Raw genomic sequence first — 16620 nt, 5'->3', positions numbered from 1 at the left:
AAGACCCAACAGCGTTCGGGCGCACGGGACTTGGCGATCCCTGGGCTACGCCTTCCAGTGCGGGTCGCGTCCGCTCAGGCCGATGACACGGTCGAGGAGCGGGGCGTCGTCGGGCACCGGCACGACCGGCCCGAACAGGCCGTCACGGCCGCCCTCGTCCGGCGTGAGCAGGTCACGGGCGGCCCGCAGCGCGGCCTCGTCGGGGGCGTACGCCTGGCCGGTGGCGCGGGCCAGGTCCCAGCCGTGCACGACCAGTTCGTCGGCGGTGACCAGTCCGGCGACGGCGCCGGGCAGATCGAGGCCGCCCGCCTGCGTCATGCCCTCCCACGCGGCGGGCTCCTGCCAGGTGTCCACGAGGTCGTCGAGCGCCCCGGGCAGGACGGACCGCCAGTCGGGGCCGAGTTCGGGGAGCGTGCTGCCGGGGGCCGTCGCGGTCGGGCCGCCGAGTTCCTTGCGGCCGGCGGCGCGCAGCCCGATGGACAGCCCGAGGATGTGGCCGAGCAGGTGCCGTACGGCGTAGTCGGGACAGGGCGTGGGCAGGTCGAGCTGGTCCTCGCGGACGCCGTGGGCGAGGCGCGCGACGATGCGGGCCTGCGGGCCGATGTCCACTGCTGCGTCACTCATGGTGACCCCTCCGGTGAGTGTGAAGTCCTCCACCGGTAGGACCGGCCCGCCGCCCGGAACTCATCGGCGCGCATCGGTATTCATCAGCACCCATCGGCGCTCACAGGTGCGTCGTGTCAGAGCTCCGTGAGCGCCTCACCGACCGCCGCCAGGTCCGCGTCCGAGGCGAGCCCCGCGTGGTAGAGCCGCAGTTCGGTGGCGCCCAGGTCACGTGCGGCCCGCGCGTCGGCGGCCAGCGTGTCCGGGCTGCCGCCCATGCCCCGTACGACGGTGAGGTTCGCCGCGACGACGCCCTTGCCCTGCGCGGCGAACGGTCCGACGAGTCCGGCCCCGCCGGTGCAGGGCACGACGACGCCGTCGGCGACGGACAGGATGTGCGCGGGGTCGGTCCCGGCGTTGGCACCGCAGTGGTACGAGACCGGGTCGGCGTGCAGCAGCACCTGGAAGTCGTCCGGGGCGGCTTCCCGCACCGCCGCGACGGCCGCCTCCTGGAGGCTGCGGGCCGTGGCGTCGCGGTACGCCCGCGTCGCGCCGGCGGTCTCGGCGCCGAGCAGCTTCTCGACCGTCGGCCAGCCGTCGTCGGCGCCCTCGCCCCGCCACACGGGTTCCAGGGCGGCCCGGACCGACCGGGTCAACTCCTCGGCGTCCAGGCCGTGTTCCGCGTAGCCCGCGCGGCAGTCCGGGCAGAAGCAGAGCGACATCAGGTACTGCCCGGCCTCGCCGAGCCCGACGCCGGCCGTCTTGTCGTGGGCGTGCAGATGGGCGAGGCCGTACCAGCCGAGCGACTCCAGTTCGGTGCCGCGGGCGCCGGGCCGGGTGGCGGCCTCGGCGGCGAGGGCGACGAGGTAGGCGCGGGTGGCGGGCTGGGCGATGCAGGGAGCCCAGGGGTAGCGGTCGCCGTAGGCGTTGACGACGGAGGTGTGCGGATGGTCGGCGCCCATCCGGGAGTTGTGGGCGAGGACGACCCAGGTGTGGACGTCGAGCCCGGCGTCGGCGAGGGCCGCGGCCGCCTCCCCGTACGCGTCGCCCGGGGCCCAGTCCCCGGCCGCGTAGGGACGCAACTCCCCGCCTTTCCAATGCTGTTCGTCGATCGGATAGAGCACGGAGGCGTGTTCGGCGGTGACGATGCGGTGGCGCGGGTGGCGCGGGGTGAGGGCGCGGGTGGAGTGGTAGGCGGCGGCGAGGGTGACCTGTCGGACACCGAGGCCGGCGATGCGGCGGGCGGCGTCCGGGTCGCCGTTGACGTCCCAGGGGTAGACGAACGTGGAGACCTTCACTCGCCGGCTCCTTCCAGCAACGCCCGTCCCTGCTCGACGAGTTCGGCCAGTTGCTTGACGTGTTCCTCGGTCGGCTCCTGGAGCGGCGGCCGTACCTCGCCGACGTCGAGCCCGCGCAACCGTACCCCGGCCTTCACCAGGGACACCGCGTAGCCCCGGCCCTGATTGCGCAGTTCGACGAGCGGCCGGTAGAAGCCGTCGAGCAGCTTGTTCACCGTCGCGTCGTCGCCCGTGTTCAGTGCCGCGTGGAAGGCCTGCGCGATGTCGGGCGCGAAGCAGAAGACGGCGGACGAGTAGAGGGTGACGCCGATGCCGCGGTAGGCGAGAGCGGTGAGTTCGGCGGTCGGCAGCCCGTTGAAGTAGAGGAACTCCCCGGGGGCCTCGGCGCGGACCGCGCTGACGATGCGCTGCATCAGGTCGAGGTCGCCGAGGCCGTCCTTGAGGCCGAGGACCTTGGGGTGGCGGGCGAGCCCGACGACGGTGCGCGGAGTGAAGACCGCGTTGTCGCGCTGGTAGACGATGATGTCGAGGGAGGTGGCCTCGGCCAGCTGGGTGTAGTGCCGCAGCAGGCCCTCCTGCCCCGCGATCACGAGATAGGGCGGCATCGCCAACAGGGCGTCGGCGCCCGCCCGTTCGGCCAGGCGCGCGTAGTGGACGGCGAGCGCGGTGCCGTATCCGGCGCCGGCGACGACGGGCACCCGGCCCTCCGTCGCTTCGACGGCGGCCGCGACACAGGCCTCGAACTCCTCGGGGGCGAGCGCGTGGAACTCACCCGTGCCGCAGCAGGCGAACACGGCGGCGGCCCCGGCCTCGACGCCGTGCCGCACATGGGTGCGGTAGGTGTCGAGGTCGACGGCGCCGTCGGGTCCGTACGCGGTGACGGGGAAGAACAGCGGCCCACTGGGGATGCTGAGTCGAGCGGCGAGGGGGCCAAAAGGTGGCGTCGTCACGGGCTCTCCCTGAACATGTGCACGTTTCTGATCCGCGTCTATATCTCTGAACGCGCTCACCGTAAGCCGCCCCAAAGGGGACGGTCAAGCGCCCGAACTCGCCCGGGACGAGCGGAACTTCTCCCTTCGGCCGAGGATCGCGCGCGCCCGCGTGACCCCCGTGCGACCCTTGACGGAGCGCGACCCGCCTCCTTAGCGTGTCCACGAATGTGAATGTCGCTCATACATACGGAGATCACGCGCATGTCAGTGCCGTCCAGCCCGCCCCGGTCCCGCACGATCCTGCTCACCGGTGCCGCCGGCGGACTCGGCACCCTGATGCGGGAGCTGCTGCCACAGCACGGCTACGACCTGCGGCTGCTCGACGTGCGCCCGATCGCGGACGCGCCGGACGCGATCGTCGCCGACCTGAACGACAGCGACGCGCTGCGCGAGGCCGTGCGCGGTGTCGACGGCGTGCTGCATCTGGCCGGGATCTCCCTGGAGTCGACCTTCGACAAGATCCTCGAGTCGAACATCAAGGGCACCTACCACCTCTACGAGGCGGTGCGCGCGGAGGGCGAGAGCCGGGCGGACGGGGTCGCCCCGCGCGTCGTCTTCGCCTCGTCCAACCACGCCATCGGTTTCACCCCGCGCCCGCGCACCGAGGACGGCGCTCCCGTGGTCCCCGTCGAGACCCTGCGGCGCCCCGACACGTACTACGGCCTGTCGAAGTCGTTCGGCGAGGACCTCGCACAGTTCTACTGGGACAAGTTCGGCCAGGAGACGGTGTCGGTGCGCATCGGGTCGTGCTTCAAGGAGCCGACCGACGTCCGCATGATGTCGGTGTGGATGAGCCCGGCGGACGGCGCCCGCCTCTTCCACGCGGCGCTGACCGCCGAGAACGTCGGGCACACCGTCGTCTACGGCTCCTCCGCCAACACCCGCCTGTGGTGGGACCTGTCGAGCGCCCGGGCCCTCGGCTACGAGCCGCAGGACGACTCGGAGGAGTACGCGGACAAGCTCCTCGCCGAGTTCGGCCCCCTGACCGACGAGAACCCGGCCCACCTCTACATGGGCGGCCGCTTCATCAGCGACCCGCCGATCTGGCCGTACTGAGCGCATCCGGACCGGACATCCTTCACGGCGGGCGGGCACCGAACGGGCCCGCCCGCCGTCTTGACCGGGCATCCGTCCCGCCCGAACGCACAGACACCCCCGCTCCCCCGCAGGTCCGCGGCGGACATCACCCCGGGTGAACGGGCGCGAACGGGCATCATCGGGCCCGCAACAGACCTGGTCACCGCCGAGCGGCCCCGGTAGAACTTCCGGTACGGGCCGCGCCGGGCCCGAACGGGCAACGGGGCTCTTCCAGGGAGGCGGGTTCGGCATGAGCGCGGAGGAACGTCAGCGGGAGATCGTGCGCGCGGCACGCCGCACCGGCTCCGTCGACGTCACGGAGCTCGCGGCCGAGCTGGGCGTCGCCAAGGAGACGGTCCGCCGGGATCTGCGCGCCCTGGAGGACCACGGCCTGGTCCGGCGCACGCACGGCGGGGCGTATCCGGTGGAGAGCGCCGGGTTCGAGACGACGCTCGCGTTCCGTACGACGATGCACGTGCCGGAGAAGCGGCGGATCGCCTCGGCCGCCGCGGATCTGCTCGGGGACGCCGAGACGGTCTTCGTCGACGAGGGGTTCACCCCGCAGCTGATCGCCGAGGCGCTGCCGCGGGACCGCCCGCTGACCGTGGTCACCGCCTCCCTGGCCACCGCGGGGGCGCTCGCCGAGGCCGAGAACACCAGCGTCCTGCTGCTCGGCGGCCGGGTGCGCCCCGGCACCCTGGCCACCGTCGACCACTGGACGACGAAGATGCTCGCCGGCTTCGTCATCGACCTCGCCTACATCGGCGCCAACGGCATCTCCCGCGACCACGGTCTGACCACCCCCGACCCGGCGGTCAGCGAGGTCAAGGCGCAGGCCATCCGGGCGGCGCGGCGCACGGTCTTCGCGGGCGTGCACACCAAGTTCGGCGCGGTCAGCTTCTGCCGGTTCGCGCCGGTGGGCGCCCTGGAGGCGATCGTCACGGGCAGTCAGCTGCCCGCGTCCGAGGCACACCGCTACTCCCTGATGGGCCCGCAGGTCATCCGCGTCTGACCTCGCCCCGTCGACTCCCCCGGCACGTCCGCCGGTTCCGCACACCCCGGGACGTGCCGTTTCATCCCGATACATCCCCACTCAGGAGCATCCATGCGAACCCAGAGCCGACGGAGGCCACCGGGCGCCCTGCTCGCGACGGCCGCCGCAGGGACGCTGCTCACCCCCCTCCTGTCCGGCTGCTGGGCCGGCGCCGGCGGGCTCGGAGGCGGCGACTCCATCAACGTATTGATGGTGAACAACCCGCAGATGACCGAGTTGCAGAAGCTGACCGCCCGCTACTTCACGCGCGAGACCGGCATCAAGGTCAACTTCACGGTCCTGCCGGAGAACGACGTCCGCGACAAGATCAGCCAGGACTTCGCCAACCAGGCGGGCCAGTACGACGTCGCGACCCTCAGCAACTACGAGATACCGATCTACGCCCGCAACGGCTGGCTGCACGAACTGGGCCCGTACGTGAAGAAGGACCCCGGCTTCGACCAGCAGGACATCCTCGAACCGATGCGCGAGTCGCTCACCGGCGACGACGGCAGGCTGTACGGGGAGCCGTTCTACGGCGAGTCGTCGTTCCTCATGTACCGCAAGGACGTCTTCGCGAAGAAGGGCCTGAAGATGCCCGCGCACCCGACCTGGCAGCAGGTCGCGGACCTCGCGGCGAAGGCCGACGGCGCCGAGTCCGGGATGAAGGGCATCTGTCTGCGCGGGCTGCCCGGCTGGGGCGAGCTGATGGCGCCGCTGACGACCGTCGTGAACACCTTCGGCGGCACCTGGTTCGACAAGGACTGGAAGGCGCGCCTCGACGACCAGGGCTTCAAGGACGCGACGCGCTTCTACGTGGACCTGGTCCGCAAGCACGGCGAGTCGGGCGCCGCCCAGTCCGGCTTCGCCGAGTGCCTCAACAACCTCACCCAGGGCAAGACCGCCATGTGGTACGACGCGACGTCCGCCGCCGGCTCCCTGGAGTCCAAGAACTCCCCGGTCAAGGGCAAGATCGGCTATGCGCCCGCGCCGGTCGAGAAGACGGAGAACAGCGGCTGGCTCTACACCTGGGCGTGGGGCCTGCAGAAGGCGTCCGCCAACCCCGACAAGGCCTGGAAGTTCATCTCGTGGGCGTCGGGCAAGGAGTACGAGAAGCTCGTCGGCGAGAAGGTCGGCTGGTCCGACGTCCCGGCGGGCAAGCGCAGTTCGACGTACGAGAACGCGCAGTACCGCGACGAGGCGAGCGCCTTCGTGGACGTGACGCGCGCCGCCATCGAGGGCGCCCGGCCGCGTGATCCGGGCGTGCAGAAACGGCCCGCGCCCGGCATCCAGTTCGTCGGCATCCCCGAGTTCACCGACCTCGGCACCAAGGTCTCCCGGGAGATCAGCGCGGCGATCGCCGGCCGTCAGTCCGTCGACTCCGCCCTGGCCGCGTCCCAGAAACTCGCCTCCGAGATCGCGAAGGAGTACGAGGGCCGATGACGACGACCGCCCCTTCGGCCTCCGCGGCCCGCACCCACGCACCCGTCACCCGGCGCCCGCCCCGGCGGCTGCGCGCCTGGGCCACACGGGCGCCCCTGCTGCCCGCGCTGGTCTTCATGATCATCGTGACCCAGCTGCCGTTCGTGGCCACGCTGGTGATCTCGTTCTTCGACTGGAACGCGCTGTACCCGGACGCCCGGCACTTCACCGGATTCGGGAACTACTCGGAGGTCCTCACCGACCCCGATCTGCGCAAGTCCGTCCTGACGACGATCGTCCTGACCGTGACCGTGGTCGTGGTGAGCCTGGTCGTCGGGCTCGGGCTCGCCCTGCTCCTGGACCGGAGGTTCCGGGGCCGCGGCCTGGTCCGTACGCTGCTGATCGCGCCGTTCCTGCTCGTGCCGGTGGCGGCTGCCCTGCTGTGGAAGCACGTCCTGTACAACCCCGAGTACGGGCTGCTCAACGGCCTGCTGCACTACGTCGGCGGCCCGCAGCCCGACTGGATCTCCAACACCCCGCTGATCGCGGTCGAGGTGTCGCTGATCTGGCAGTGGACCCCGTTCATGATGCTGATCCTGCTCGCGGGCCTGCAGTCGCGCTCCCCCGAACTCATCGAGGCGGCCCGGATGGACGGCGCGAGCGCCTGGCAGGTCTTCCGCCATCTGACGCTGCCGCATCTGCGCCGCTACCTCGAACTCGGCGCTCTGCTCGGCTCGATCTACATCGTGCAGAACTTCGACGCGGTCTTCACCCTGACCTCCGGGGGCCTCGGCACCGCCAACCTGCCGTACACCGTCTACCAGAGCTTCTACCAGGCCCACGAGAACGGCCTCGCCTCGGCCGCGGGCGTGCTGGTCGTCATCGGTTCGATCATCATCGCGACCTTCGCGCTGCGCGTCGTGTCGTCGCTGTTCCGAGAGGAGGGGGCGCGCTGATGACGCTCTCGACGTTCTTCAGGAGCAAGGGACTCGGCCTCGTCGCCTGGCTGGCCGGAATCGTCTTCTTCCTGCCCATCGCGTGGCTGGCGCTGACGTCCTTCCACTCGGAGGAGGACGCGGCGACCAACCCGCCGTCCTTCGCGGCCTCGCTCACCCTCGACGGCTACCGCGACTTCTTCGGCGCGGGCGGCGGCGCGAGCCCCTGGCCGGCGCTCATCAACTCGACGGTGGCCTCACTGGCCTCGACGCTCTGCGTCCTGCTGCTCGCCCTCCCGGCGGCCTACGCGCTGTCGATCCGCCCGGTGAAGAAATGGACGGACGTCCTCTTCTTCTTCCTCTCCACCAAGATGCTGCCCGTCGTCGCGGGCCTGCTGCCGATCTACCTCTTCGCGAAGAACACGGACTTCCTCGACAACATCTGGCTGCTCGTCATCCTCTACACCTCGATGAACCTGCCGATCGCGGTGTGGATGATGCAGTCGTTCCTCGCGGAGGTACCGGTCGCGGTCATCGAGGCCGCCCAGATCGACGGGGCGAGACTGCCGACGGTGCTGACCCGGGTGGTCGCGCCGATCGCCCTCCCGGGCATCGCCGCGACGGCGCTGATCTGCTTCATCTTCAGCTGGAACGAACTCCTCTTCGCGCGGGTGCTCACGGGCGTCGTCGCCCAGACCGCGCCCGTCTTCCTGACCGGCTTCATCACCAGCCAGGGCCTGTTCCTGGCCAAGGTGTGCGCCGCGTCGCTCGTGATCTCCCTGCCGGTGCTCGCGGCGGGGTTCGCCGCCCAGGACAAGTTGGTCCAGGGCCTGTCGTTGGGAGCTGTGAAATGAAGGCCGCGATCGTCGAATCGGTGGGCAAGGTCGTCGTCGGCGAGGTGCCGGACCCCACGCCAGGACCCCGGGACGTGGTCGTGGAGGTCGCCGCGTGCGGTCTGTGCGGCACGGATCTGCACATCCTGCAGGGCGAGTTCGCGCCGACGCTGCCGGTGGTGCCGGGCCACGAGTTCGCGGGCACGGTGGCCGAGATCGGCCGCGACGTCACGGAGGTGCGGGTCGGCGACCGGGTCGCCGTCGACCCCTCCCTGCACTGTCACGAGTGCCGGTTCTGCCGGGCCGGGCGGGGCAATCTGTGCGAGCGCTGGGCGGCGATCGGCGTCACGACGGCGGGCGGCGCGGCCCAGTACGCGCTGGCCCCCGTCGCCAACTGCGTCCGCCTGCCCGAGCACGTCCGCACCCAGGACGCGGCCCTCATCGAACCGCTGTCCTGCGCGGTCCGCGGCTACGACGTCCTGCGGTCCCGGCTCGGCTCCCACGTGCTGATCTACGGCTCCGGGACGATGGGCCTGATGATGCTGGAGCTGGCCAAGCGGACCGGTGCGGCGAGCGTCGACGTCGTCGACCTCAACCCGGACCGCCTCGCGACGGCTCAGCGCCTCGGCGTCTCGGCGTCCGCGGCCGGTCCCGACGAACTCGACCGGCCCGAGGGCTGGGACGTGGTGATCGACGCGACGGGCAACGCGGCGGCGATCCAGGACGGCCTCGACCGGGTCGCCAAGGCGGGCACGTTCCTGCAGTTCGGCGTCGCGGACTACGCGACGCGCGTGACGATCGACCCGTACCGCATCTACAACCAGGAGATCACCATCACCGGGTCGATGGCGGTGCTGCACAGCTACGAGCGGGCCGCGGAGCTGTTCGCGGGCGGCGTCCTCGACCCCGACGTCTTCATCAGCGACCGGCTGCCGCTCGACTCCTACCCGCGGGCACTGGAGCAGTTCGCGTCCGGAGTGGGCCGGAAGATCGTCGTCGTCCCGTAATGCGGTATCGGCTCCGGCACGGTCGGGCCTATTCTCCCGACCGTGCCGAGACCTCAGGGATTCAGCTATACGGAGCGCGCCGACGGCAGCGTCACGATCACGCACGCGGGACGTGACGCGACGGTGCTGCGCGGTGCGCGGGCGGCCCGGTTCCTGACCGAGGTGACGTCAGGGGACGCCCAGCTGGTGATGGCCCGCTGGACGGGCAACTACCGCCGGGGCAACGAGCGCCGGGCCCGCTCCCACCCGCGCAACCAGCGCTGACGGACCGGGCTCAGAGCGCCTGGGCCGCGGGCTTCACCATCCCGCGCACGGTGCGCGACTTCACGAAGTCGCCCATCGCCGTCATCTCCCACTCGCCGGAGAACTGCCGGATGAGCTTCGCCATCATCACGCCGGTCTGCGGCTCCGCGCTCGTCAGGTCGAAGCGGACCAGCTCCTCGCCGGTCGCCGCGTCGAGCAGCCGGCAGTACGCCTTGGCGACCTCGGTGAACTTCTGGCCCGAGAACGAGTTCACCGTGAAGACCAGGCCGGTGACCTCCTGCGGGAGACGGCCGAGGTCGACGACGATCACCTCGTCGTCACCGGCGCCCTCGCCCGTGAGGTTGTCGCCGGAGTGCTTGATCGCGCCGTTCACGATCGACAGCTTGCCGAAGTAGCAGCTGTCCACGTGGTTGCGCTGCGGCCCGTACGCGATGACCGACGCGTCCAGGTCGATGTCCTTGCCGCGGAACGCGGGCTCCCAGCCGAGCCCCATCTTGACCTGGCTGAGCAGCGGCTGGCCGCCCTTGACCAGGGACACCGTCTGGTTCTTCTGGAGGGAGACGCGGCCCTTGTCGAGGTTGATCTTCCCGGCGCCGGCGGCGGGGGCCGCGGGCGCGGCGGGCGGCGCGGCGGCGGGCGGCGGGGGCGGGGCGATGCGCGGGTCGACCGGCGGGGTGGTCGGCGCGGGCATCGCGGCGGGCGGCACGGGCGGGGCGACCGGGGCCGCGGCGGGCGCGGGGGCGGCGGGCGCGGCCGGTTCCTCGACGGAGACGCCGAAGTCCGTGGCGATACCGGCCAGTCCGTCGGCGTAGCCCTGGCCGACGGCGCGGGCCTTCCACGCCCCGTTGCGCAGGTAGACCTCCATGACCACCAGCGCCGTCTCGGTGCCGAGCTGCGGCGGTGTGAACGTGGCGAGGACCGAGCCGTCGTCCGCGTTGCGGATCGTCGCGGTGGGCTCGATGCCCTGGAACGTCTGGCCCGCGGCGTCGGGGCTCGCCGTGACGACGATCTTCTCGATGCCCGGCGGCACGGCGGCGGTGTCCACCGTGATGGAGTCCGGGCTCGTGCCCCCGCCCGACGTGTACGTCACGCCGGGACCCGCGGGCTGGTTGTAGAAGATGAAGTCGTCGTCCGAGCGCACCTTGCCGTCGGCGGTGAGCAGCAGGCCCGATACGTCGAGCCGCACGGGGGCCTGGACGTCCACCGCCACGCGCTGCGCCGTGAGCGGGATGTTCGAGCCGGGGGTCATAGCTGTCATGCCAGGGGTAACGAGCGGGTCCGCTTTACCGTTCCCTTACCGAAGACTTTTCTCCGGTTCTCTTGCCCGGGCCCACCTCTACGCGGACGCCCGCAGCCCTTCCACCATGAGCCGCCGATAGCGGGCCACGCCCCGCGGGTCGCCCCCGGCCAGCTGCGCCGCCTCGACGACGGCGTGATTGAGCCGCAGCATCTCCAGATGGGTCAGGTCGGCCCGCACCGCGCCGGCCTCCTGCGCCGCCGCGAGGAGCTCGGCCGCCGCGGTCTTGAGGCATTCGCCGCACTGGATGACGATCGGCGCCCCGCTCTCGGCGACGACCGCGCCGAGCAGCGACTTGAGGGCCTTCACCCGCACGGTCTGGTCGCCGAGCTCGCCGAGCCAGGCGAAGAGCGCCTCCCCCGGCGGCAGCTCGGCACTCAGCACCTTCGCCCGCTCGGCCAGCGCCTCGAAGCTGTCGACGTACACGGCCTCCATGAGGGACTCGCGCGTCGGGAAGTGCCGGTAGAGCGTGCCCGATCCGACGCCGGCCCGCTTGGCGATGTCGTCCAGCGAGGCCTGGGGCCCCTTCTCGGCGAACGCCGCCGCGGCCTCCGCCAGGAGACGTTCGTAGTTGCGGCGCGCGTCCGCGCGCTTCGGCTTCGCCGGTCGCCCGGCCGCTCCCACCTGGGCCATGTCTGCCTCCTCCGGGGGCGCCTTCGGGAACCCCTTGCACAACCGGGGACTGTCTCCGTATGTTAGCCGGAGCTAAACGGAGACAGTCCCCGCTTCATCTCGCGGGCAGTCCGGGCTGCCCGCGCGCCTCTCAACCCACCGTCCCCGCACGGGAGTCGAGCATGTCCTCCGCACCGCCCGCCACTACATCCACGAGCCTCGGGGAAGGCACCGTAACGCGCCCCGGCGCGGTCCTCACCCTCATCGTCACCGCATACCTGATGGTGGGCCTGGACTCCACCGTCGTGAACGTCGCCCTCCCCGACATCCAGCGCACCCTCGGCTTCACGCCCACCGGCCTGTCCTGGGTCCTCAACGCCTACACCCTCGCCTTCGGCGGACTGCTCCTGCTGGCCGGCCGCGCGGGCGACATCCTCGGCCGCCGCCGGACCCTGACCGGCGGCGTCCTGGTCTTCGCCGCCGCGTCGCTGTGCGGCGGCCTCGCCACCGACGGCGTGTTACTGCTGACCGCCCGCGCCGTCCAGGGCGTCGGCGCCGCTCTGATCGCCCCCAGCACCCTCGCCCTGATCACCACGCACTTCACCGACGGACCGTCCCGCCACCGCGCGCTCGCCGTCTACTCCTCGATGGCCGGCATCGGCGCCTCCATCGGTCTGGTGCTCGGCGGTGCGCTCACCGACCTCGCGTCCTGGCGCTGGTCGCTCCTGATCAACGTACCGATCGGTGTGGCGCTCGCGCTCGCCGTGCCGCGCGCGGTCCGCGAAACCCCGCGCCACAGCGGCCGGTTCGACACCACGGGTGCTGTCACCGGCACGGCCGGGATGTTCTTCCTCGTCTACGCCTTCCTCCGCGTCTCGGACAGCTCGTGGACCGACACCCTCGCCCTGACCTGCTTCTTCTCGGCGGCGGCCCTGCTCGCCTGCTTTCTCTGGGTCGAGTCGCGCGCCCGGCAGCCCATCGCCCCGCTCACCCTCTTCAGGGACCGTGACCGCGCGGCCGCCTACGCGATCATCCTGCTGCTTCCCGCCGGCAACTTCGGCGCCTTCTACTTCCTCACGCTCTACGTCCAGCAGGTCCTGGACCACAGCCCGTTGCAGGCCGGATTCGCGTTCCTGCCGCTGACCGCGGCGGTGTTCGCGACGGTGCGGTGCGCGCCGCGTCTGCTCGCCCGCTTCGGCCCCAAGCCGCTTCTGATCACCGGATCGCTGCTGATGATCGCGGCCGGCGTCTGGCTGAGCCGTCTCGGCACCGGCGACGGTTTCGCGACCGGGCTGCTCGGCCCGATGCTGCTGCTCGGCACGGGCGTCGGCCTGAGCTTCATGCCCTTGAACGCGACGATCCTGAAGGACATCACCCCGAGCGAGGCGGGCGCGGCCTCGGGCCTCCTCCAGACGTTCCAGTGGCTGGGCGGCACGCTGGGCCTCGCGGCGCTGGTCACGGTGTACGGCACGGCGACGCGCCACGCCCACGGGTCGGCGAACGCGGTCCTGGTGCACGGGGCGACGAGGGCGTTCGGGGTGGGCGCCCTGATCGCGACGGGGGCCCTGCTGGTGATCACGGTCGCACTGCGGTCCCGCCGGCGCGACCGACCGCACCCCGTCCGCACCCGGCAGCCCGGCTGACCGAGCGGACGCGCAGCGGGGGTTGAGCGGCACCCGGCCGCTCAACCCCCTTCAGACCCAGGGCCAGTCCGCGTCCCGCCCGGCCTCGAGCAGCGCCACCATCCGGAACGCCGCGTCCGAGAGCCCGCCGAACGCATGCCGGTTCGCGGAGCCGGAGGGCGCGTGGCCCGCCCGGTACCCGGCCAGGTTCCAGGTGTACACCGGGACCCGCGCCGGAACCTGCCCGGTCGGGTCACCGTGCCGGCTGTAGTGCGCCTGCTCGTCGGTGACGATCAGCACCCGGTCGTGGCCGCGGTAGTGGCGCCGGACCGCCTCGGCGGTGTTCGTCCCGCCCAGGTCGCCGAAGCGCTCCAGGACCTTCAGGACGGACTCGCCCTTGCGGTACATCACGTCGGTGCTGCCCGTACCGAACTGCACCAGGTCGGCCCGCTCCGCCCGCAGCGCGAGCGCCGCGCCGAACACGGCGGCCGCGTCCGCCCGGTTGAGCTGCGAGCGCGCGGACAGCGGGGCCCACATGGAGCCGGAGCGGTCCACCAGGATCAGCGAACGGCCGCCCAGGGACGGCACGTTGGCCAGCGAGTGGCCGAGCGCCTGCTCCAGCGCGTACGCCCAGCGCAGCGACGGCGCGTGCTGGTACGCGGCCAGGTAGCGGAACGGGAACTGCCGCGAGCGTGCCACCTCGGCGGGGTCGCAGAGCTTCGCGGCGACGCGCGCCGCGACCTCGTCCGAGACGCCCGCCCCGTCGAAGTTGCGGAGGTTGCGGATCAGCGCCATCGCGCCCATGGACGGGATCACGGCCTCCCAGGCCGCCTTGTCCATCGGGCCCTGCAGCCAGCCGGCCAGCGACTCCCACGTCATGCCCGCGGCGGCCAGTCGCTCCGCGCCGTCGGGCGCGAGCAGCACCGCGCGCCGCTCGGCGACCGGTACGGCCATCAGCTCCCGGTGCGCGACGAGGACGCCGCTGGACGCGGGGGCCTCGGCCGTGTCCGGGTGGTGCCGGCGGTCGAGGGCGTACTTGAAGAGGTCGCCCTGCCACGCCTTGGCCGGGTCGGGCGCCGCGTGCACCAGGTTCAGGACGTCGCCGAACCGGTAGCCCTTGGACGCGGTGTCGTACTTCAGGAGCGCCTTGCCGTGGTAGAGGCGGCGCACCGCGTCGGCGATGCCCCGCTTGACCGGCTTGGGGACGGCGCGGCCGTACGTCTGTGTCCAGTAGCCGAGCAGCTCGCCGGGCTCGTCGGGGCGGCGCAGCACGGACGCGACGACCTGCCGGTTGGCCGGTCCGTCGGTGGCACCGGCGGCGAGGCGTGCGTGCACGTACTCGGCGGCGCCCACCAGGGACGCGGTGCGCATGTTGCCGTCGCCGCGCAGCCAGCCGAGCAGGCCCGCGGTCCACTCCGGGTCGGTCACGGCGAGCTGCCGGACCAGCGCCGCGAAGCGGTCGTCGCGGTCGGCACCGGCCTCGTAAAAGGTCTGCTGGGAAACGAAGTTGGCGACGGCGAGCAGAAAGAGCTCGGAGCGCGCGTCGCGCTCGAATCCGATTCCGCCCTGATGGGTGCACGTGGTGCGGCCGGTGGTGCGCACGACCGAGCGGAGAGCGGCCTTGGCGGTCTTGCGGTTGTAACGCGCCATGAGAATTCCCCCGAATTCATGAGGTGTGAACAGGGGAGGCACAGCGAATGGAGCGTGCCCGAGGTCGGAAGTCGACGACGGAAACAGTCTGGTGCTCTCGCCCTTGAGCTACAGCGGCCTTGCGGCCGCCGACGGGATTCGAACCCGCAACCCCCAGATCCAGGAAGTACCCGTTGTCTGCGCACCGGGCACGCACCATCTGCCGCGCCTCCCGAGATCAAGGTGGTCACGGCGTCGGTTTCTTTGCGAGAGAAGGAGCCGTGGCCTGCGCACCGGGAGGTGCGAAGAATCCTTGCGTCCAGAGATCGAGGGCGGCGGAACCGACAGATGGTGCTCTGCCACTGAGCTACTCCGGCACGGAAATACCGGAGGCGGGAATCGAACCCGCGGCCTCCCCGTTATCAGCGGAAGTAGGTCCTGCCTGTCGCACCTGGACGAGAAAGACTCTAGGGCGGCGCGCATCTGCGACGCCAAGCATTTATTTTGCGAGAGTTCCCGGCGTGCATCCGAAAAGAGACTCACACCTGGACGATCCCACCACGGCCGAGGGCGTCGCCGACGCGGGCGACCTCGGATACAGCAAGGCACTGAAACCACGTCACATCAGCATGATCGCGATCGGTGGCGCGATCGGTACGGGCCTCTTCCTCGGCGCGGGCGGCAATCTCGCGAAGGCCGGGCCCGCGCTGGCGATCGCGTACGCCGTGTGCGGGGTGTTCGCGTTCTTCGTCGTGCGGGCGCTCGGCGAACTCGTCGTGCACCGCCCGTCGTCGGGCTCCTTCGTGAGCTACGCCCGTGAGTTCCTGGGCGAGCAGGGCGCGTTCGTGGCGGGCTGGATGTACGTGCTGAACTGGGCGACGACCGGGATGGCCGACATCACGGCGGTCGCGCTGTACGTCCACTACTGGTCGATGTTCACCTCGGTCCCGCAGTGGGTACTCGCGGCGATCGCGCTGGCGATCGTGCTCACCGTGAACCTGATCTCGGTGAAGAGCTTCGGCGAGATGGAGTTCTGGTTCGCCATCGTCAAGGTCGCCGCGATCGTGGTGTTCCTGCTGATCGGCATCTACTTCCTCGTCTCGCGCGAGCCGGTCGACGGCCACACCGCGGGCCTGTCGCTGATCAACGACAACGGCGGCTGGTTCCCGATGGGCGTGCTGCCCGTCGTCCTCATCACGCAGACGGTGATCTTCGCGTACTCCGCGGTGGAGATGGTCGGTGTGACGGCGGGCGAGACCGAGGACCCGGCGACGGTCGTGCCGAAGGCCGTGAACTCGATCATGTGGCGGGTGGGCATCTTCTACGTCGGGTCGGTCGTGATGCTGACGCTGCTGCTGCCGTGGACGGCGTACTCCGGCGGCCAGAGCCCGTTCGTGACGGCCCTGTCGAAGATCGGGGTGCCCGCCGCGGGCGGCATCATGAACCTGGTCGTGCTGACCGCCGCGATGTCGTCCCTCAACTCGGGCCTGTACACGACCGGCCGCATCCTGCGCTCGATGGCGATGGCGGGCTCGGCGCCCTCGTTCACGGCGCGGATGAGCCGCAGCCATGTCCCGTACGCGGGGATCCTGCTGACGTCGACGGTGGCGCTGCTCGGGGTCGCGCTGAACGCGTGGCTGCCCGAGGACGCGTTCGGGATCGTCACGAACGTCGCCTCGCTCGGTGTCATCTCCACCTGGACCATGATCATGGTCTGTCATCTGGTCTTCGTGCGCCGGGCGAAGCAGGGGCTCGTGGAGCGGCCCGCGTTCCGGCTGTGGGCGTCGCCGTGGATCGAGCTGACGACCATCGCGTTCCTGCTCGCGGTGATCGTGATGATGTGGTTCGACACCGACGGGCCGGGCCGCGACACGGTGCTGCTGCTGATCCCGATCGCGCTGGCCCTGGTCGTCGGCTGGTTCGCGGTGCGCCGGCGGGTCCACCGCATCGCCGCGGAGCGCGAGGCGCCGCCGGTGGACCCGCTGGGCTGAACCTC

At 71.3% G+C, this 16620-nt stretch carries 15 protein-coding genes; 9 read left to right on the top strand and 6 right to left on the bottom strand.

The annotated features are described in order from the left end of the window. Positions 1-45: 45 nt before the first annotated feature. The 3 genes from ACQUQD_RS31060 to ACQUQD_RS31050 all read right to left on the bottom strand — a co-directional run bounded on the left by ACQUQD_RS31060 (position 46) and on the right by ACQUQD_RS31050 (position 2851). Complete coding sequence (locus ACQUQD_RS31060) at positions 46-624, bottom strand: TIGR03086 family metal-binding protein (protein WP_428955471.1); 579 nt, start codon at positions 622-624, stop codon at positions 46-48. A gap of 116 nt (positions 625-740) precedes the next feature. Continuing rightward, the gene (locus ACQUQD_RS31055; RefSeq protein ID WP_428955470.1) at positions 741-1901 is read right to left on the bottom strand and encodes a hypothetical protein; all 1161 of its coding nucleotides are present in this window, start codon (positions 1899-1901) and stop codon (positions 741-743) included. Beyond that, the gene (locus ACQUQD_RS31050) at positions 1898-2851 is read right to left on the bottom strand and encodes a 5-dehydro-4-deoxyglucarate dehydratase (protein WP_428955469.1); all 954 of its coding nucleotides are present in this window, start codon (positions 2849-2851) and stop codon (positions 1898-1900) included. Before ACQUQD_RS31050 ends, ACQUQD_RS31055 begins: the two co-directional genes overlap by 4 nt. Positions 2852-3094: 243 nt before the next feature. On the opposite strand from ACQUQD_RS31050, the gene ACQUQD_RS31045 reads away from it, so the two are divergent. From ACQUQD_RS31045 to ACQUQD_RS31015, 7 genes are all read left to right on the top strand, one after another. Beyond that, the gene (locus tag ACQUQD_RS31045; protein WP_428955468.1) at positions 3095-3949 is read left to right on the top strand and encodes an NAD-dependent epimerase/dehydratase family protein; all 855 of its coding nucleotides are present in this window, start codon (positions 3095-3097) and stop codon (positions 3947-3949) included. A gap of 271 nt (positions 3950-4220) precedes the next feature. After that, positions 4221-4982, top strand: coding sequence for a DeoR/GlpR family DNA-binding transcription regulator (locus tag ACQUQD_RS31040; RefSeq protein ID WP_428955467.1), 762 nt, complete (start codon positions 4221-4223; stop codon positions 4980-4982). Positions 4983-5075: 93 nt separating this feature from the next. Next, complete coding sequence (locus ACQUQD_RS31035; RefSeq protein ID WP_428955466.1) at positions 5076-6446, top strand: ABC transporter substrate-binding protein; 1371 nt, start codon at positions 5076-5078, stop codon at positions 6444-6446. After that, positions 6443-7381: a carbohydrate ABC transporter permease gene (locus tag ACQUQD_RS31030; protein WP_428955465.1), complete on the top strand. Its 939-nt coding sequence runs from the start codon at positions 6443-6445 to the stop codon at positions 7379-7381. The genes ACQUQD_RS31035 and ACQUQD_RS31030 overlap by 4 nt, the downstream gene beginning before the upstream one ends. Continuing rightward, positions 7381-8214, top strand: coding sequence for a carbohydrate ABC transporter permease (locus ACQUQD_RS31025; protein WP_428955464.1), 834 nt, complete (start codon positions 7381-7383; stop codon positions 8212-8214). The genes ACQUQD_RS31030 and ACQUQD_RS31025 overlap by 1 nt, the downstream gene beginning before the upstream one ends. Next, positions 8211-9200 carry a zinc-dependent alcohol dehydrogenase family protein gene (locus ACQUQD_RS31020; protein WP_428955463.1) on the top strand — a complete coding sequence of 330 codons (990 nt, stop codon included), beginning with the start codon at positions 8211-8213 and terminating at the stop codon, positions 9198-9200. Before ACQUQD_RS31025 ends, ACQUQD_RS31020 begins: the two co-directional genes overlap by 4 nt. A 42-nt stretch (positions 9201-9242) precedes the next feature. Next, positions 9243-9464: a hypothetical protein gene (locus ACQUQD_RS31015; protein ID WP_428955462.1), complete on the top strand. Its 222-nt coding sequence runs from the start codon at positions 9243-9245 to the stop codon at positions 9462-9464. 10 nt (positions 9465-9474) lie between these two features. Here ACQUQD_RS31015 and ACQUQD_RS31010 read toward each other — a convergent pair whose 3' ends face one another. Beyond that, the gene (locus ACQUQD_RS31010) at positions 9475-10713 is read right to left on the bottom strand and encodes a TerD family protein (RefSeq protein WP_428957705.1); all 1239 of its coding nucleotides are present in this window, start codon (positions 10711-10713) and stop codon (positions 9475-9477) included. Between the two features lie 87 nt (positions 10714-10800). Further along, positions 10801-11394, bottom strand: a complete 594-nt coding sequence (locus tag ACQUQD_RS31005; protein ID WP_428955461.1) for a TetR/AcrR family transcriptional regulator — start codon at positions 11392-11394, stop codon at positions 10801-10803. Between the two features lie 161 nt (positions 11395-11555). On the opposite strand from ACQUQD_RS31005, the gene ACQUQD_RS31000 reads away from it, so the two are divergent. Continuing rightward, entirely contained in the window at positions 11556-13016 is a 1461-nt protein-coding gene (locus ACQUQD_RS31000) for an MFS transporter (protein WP_428955460.1), read from the top strand. A gap of 51 nt (positions 13017-13067) precedes the next feature. Here the strand turns inward: ACQUQD_RS31000 and ACQUQD_RS30995 are convergent, their stop codons facing one another. Then, the gene (locus tag ACQUQD_RS30995; RefSeq protein WP_428955459.1) at positions 13068-14645 is read right to left on the bottom strand and encodes a TROVE domain-containing protein; all 1578 of its coding nucleotides are present in this window, start codon (positions 14643-14645) and stop codon (positions 13068-13070) included. Between the two features lie 500 nt (positions 14646-15145). Here ACQUQD_RS30995 and ACQUQD_RS30990 point away from each other — a divergent pair, with 500 nt between their 5' ends. Continuing rightward, on the top strand, positions 15146-16615 hold the full coding sequence (locus tag ACQUQD_RS30990; RefSeq protein ID WP_428955458.1) for an amino acid permease: 1470 nt from the start codon (positions 15146-15148) through the stop codon (positions 16613-16615). Positions 16616-16620 lie beyond the last annotated feature (5 nt).

Source organism: Streptomyces sp. cg35 (genome assembly GCF_050410835.1).
Classification (GTDB): Bacteria; Actinomycetota; Actinomycetes; order Streptomycetales; family Streptomycetaceae; genus Streptomyces.
This window is presented reverse-complemented; position numbering and strand designations above follow the sequence as displayed.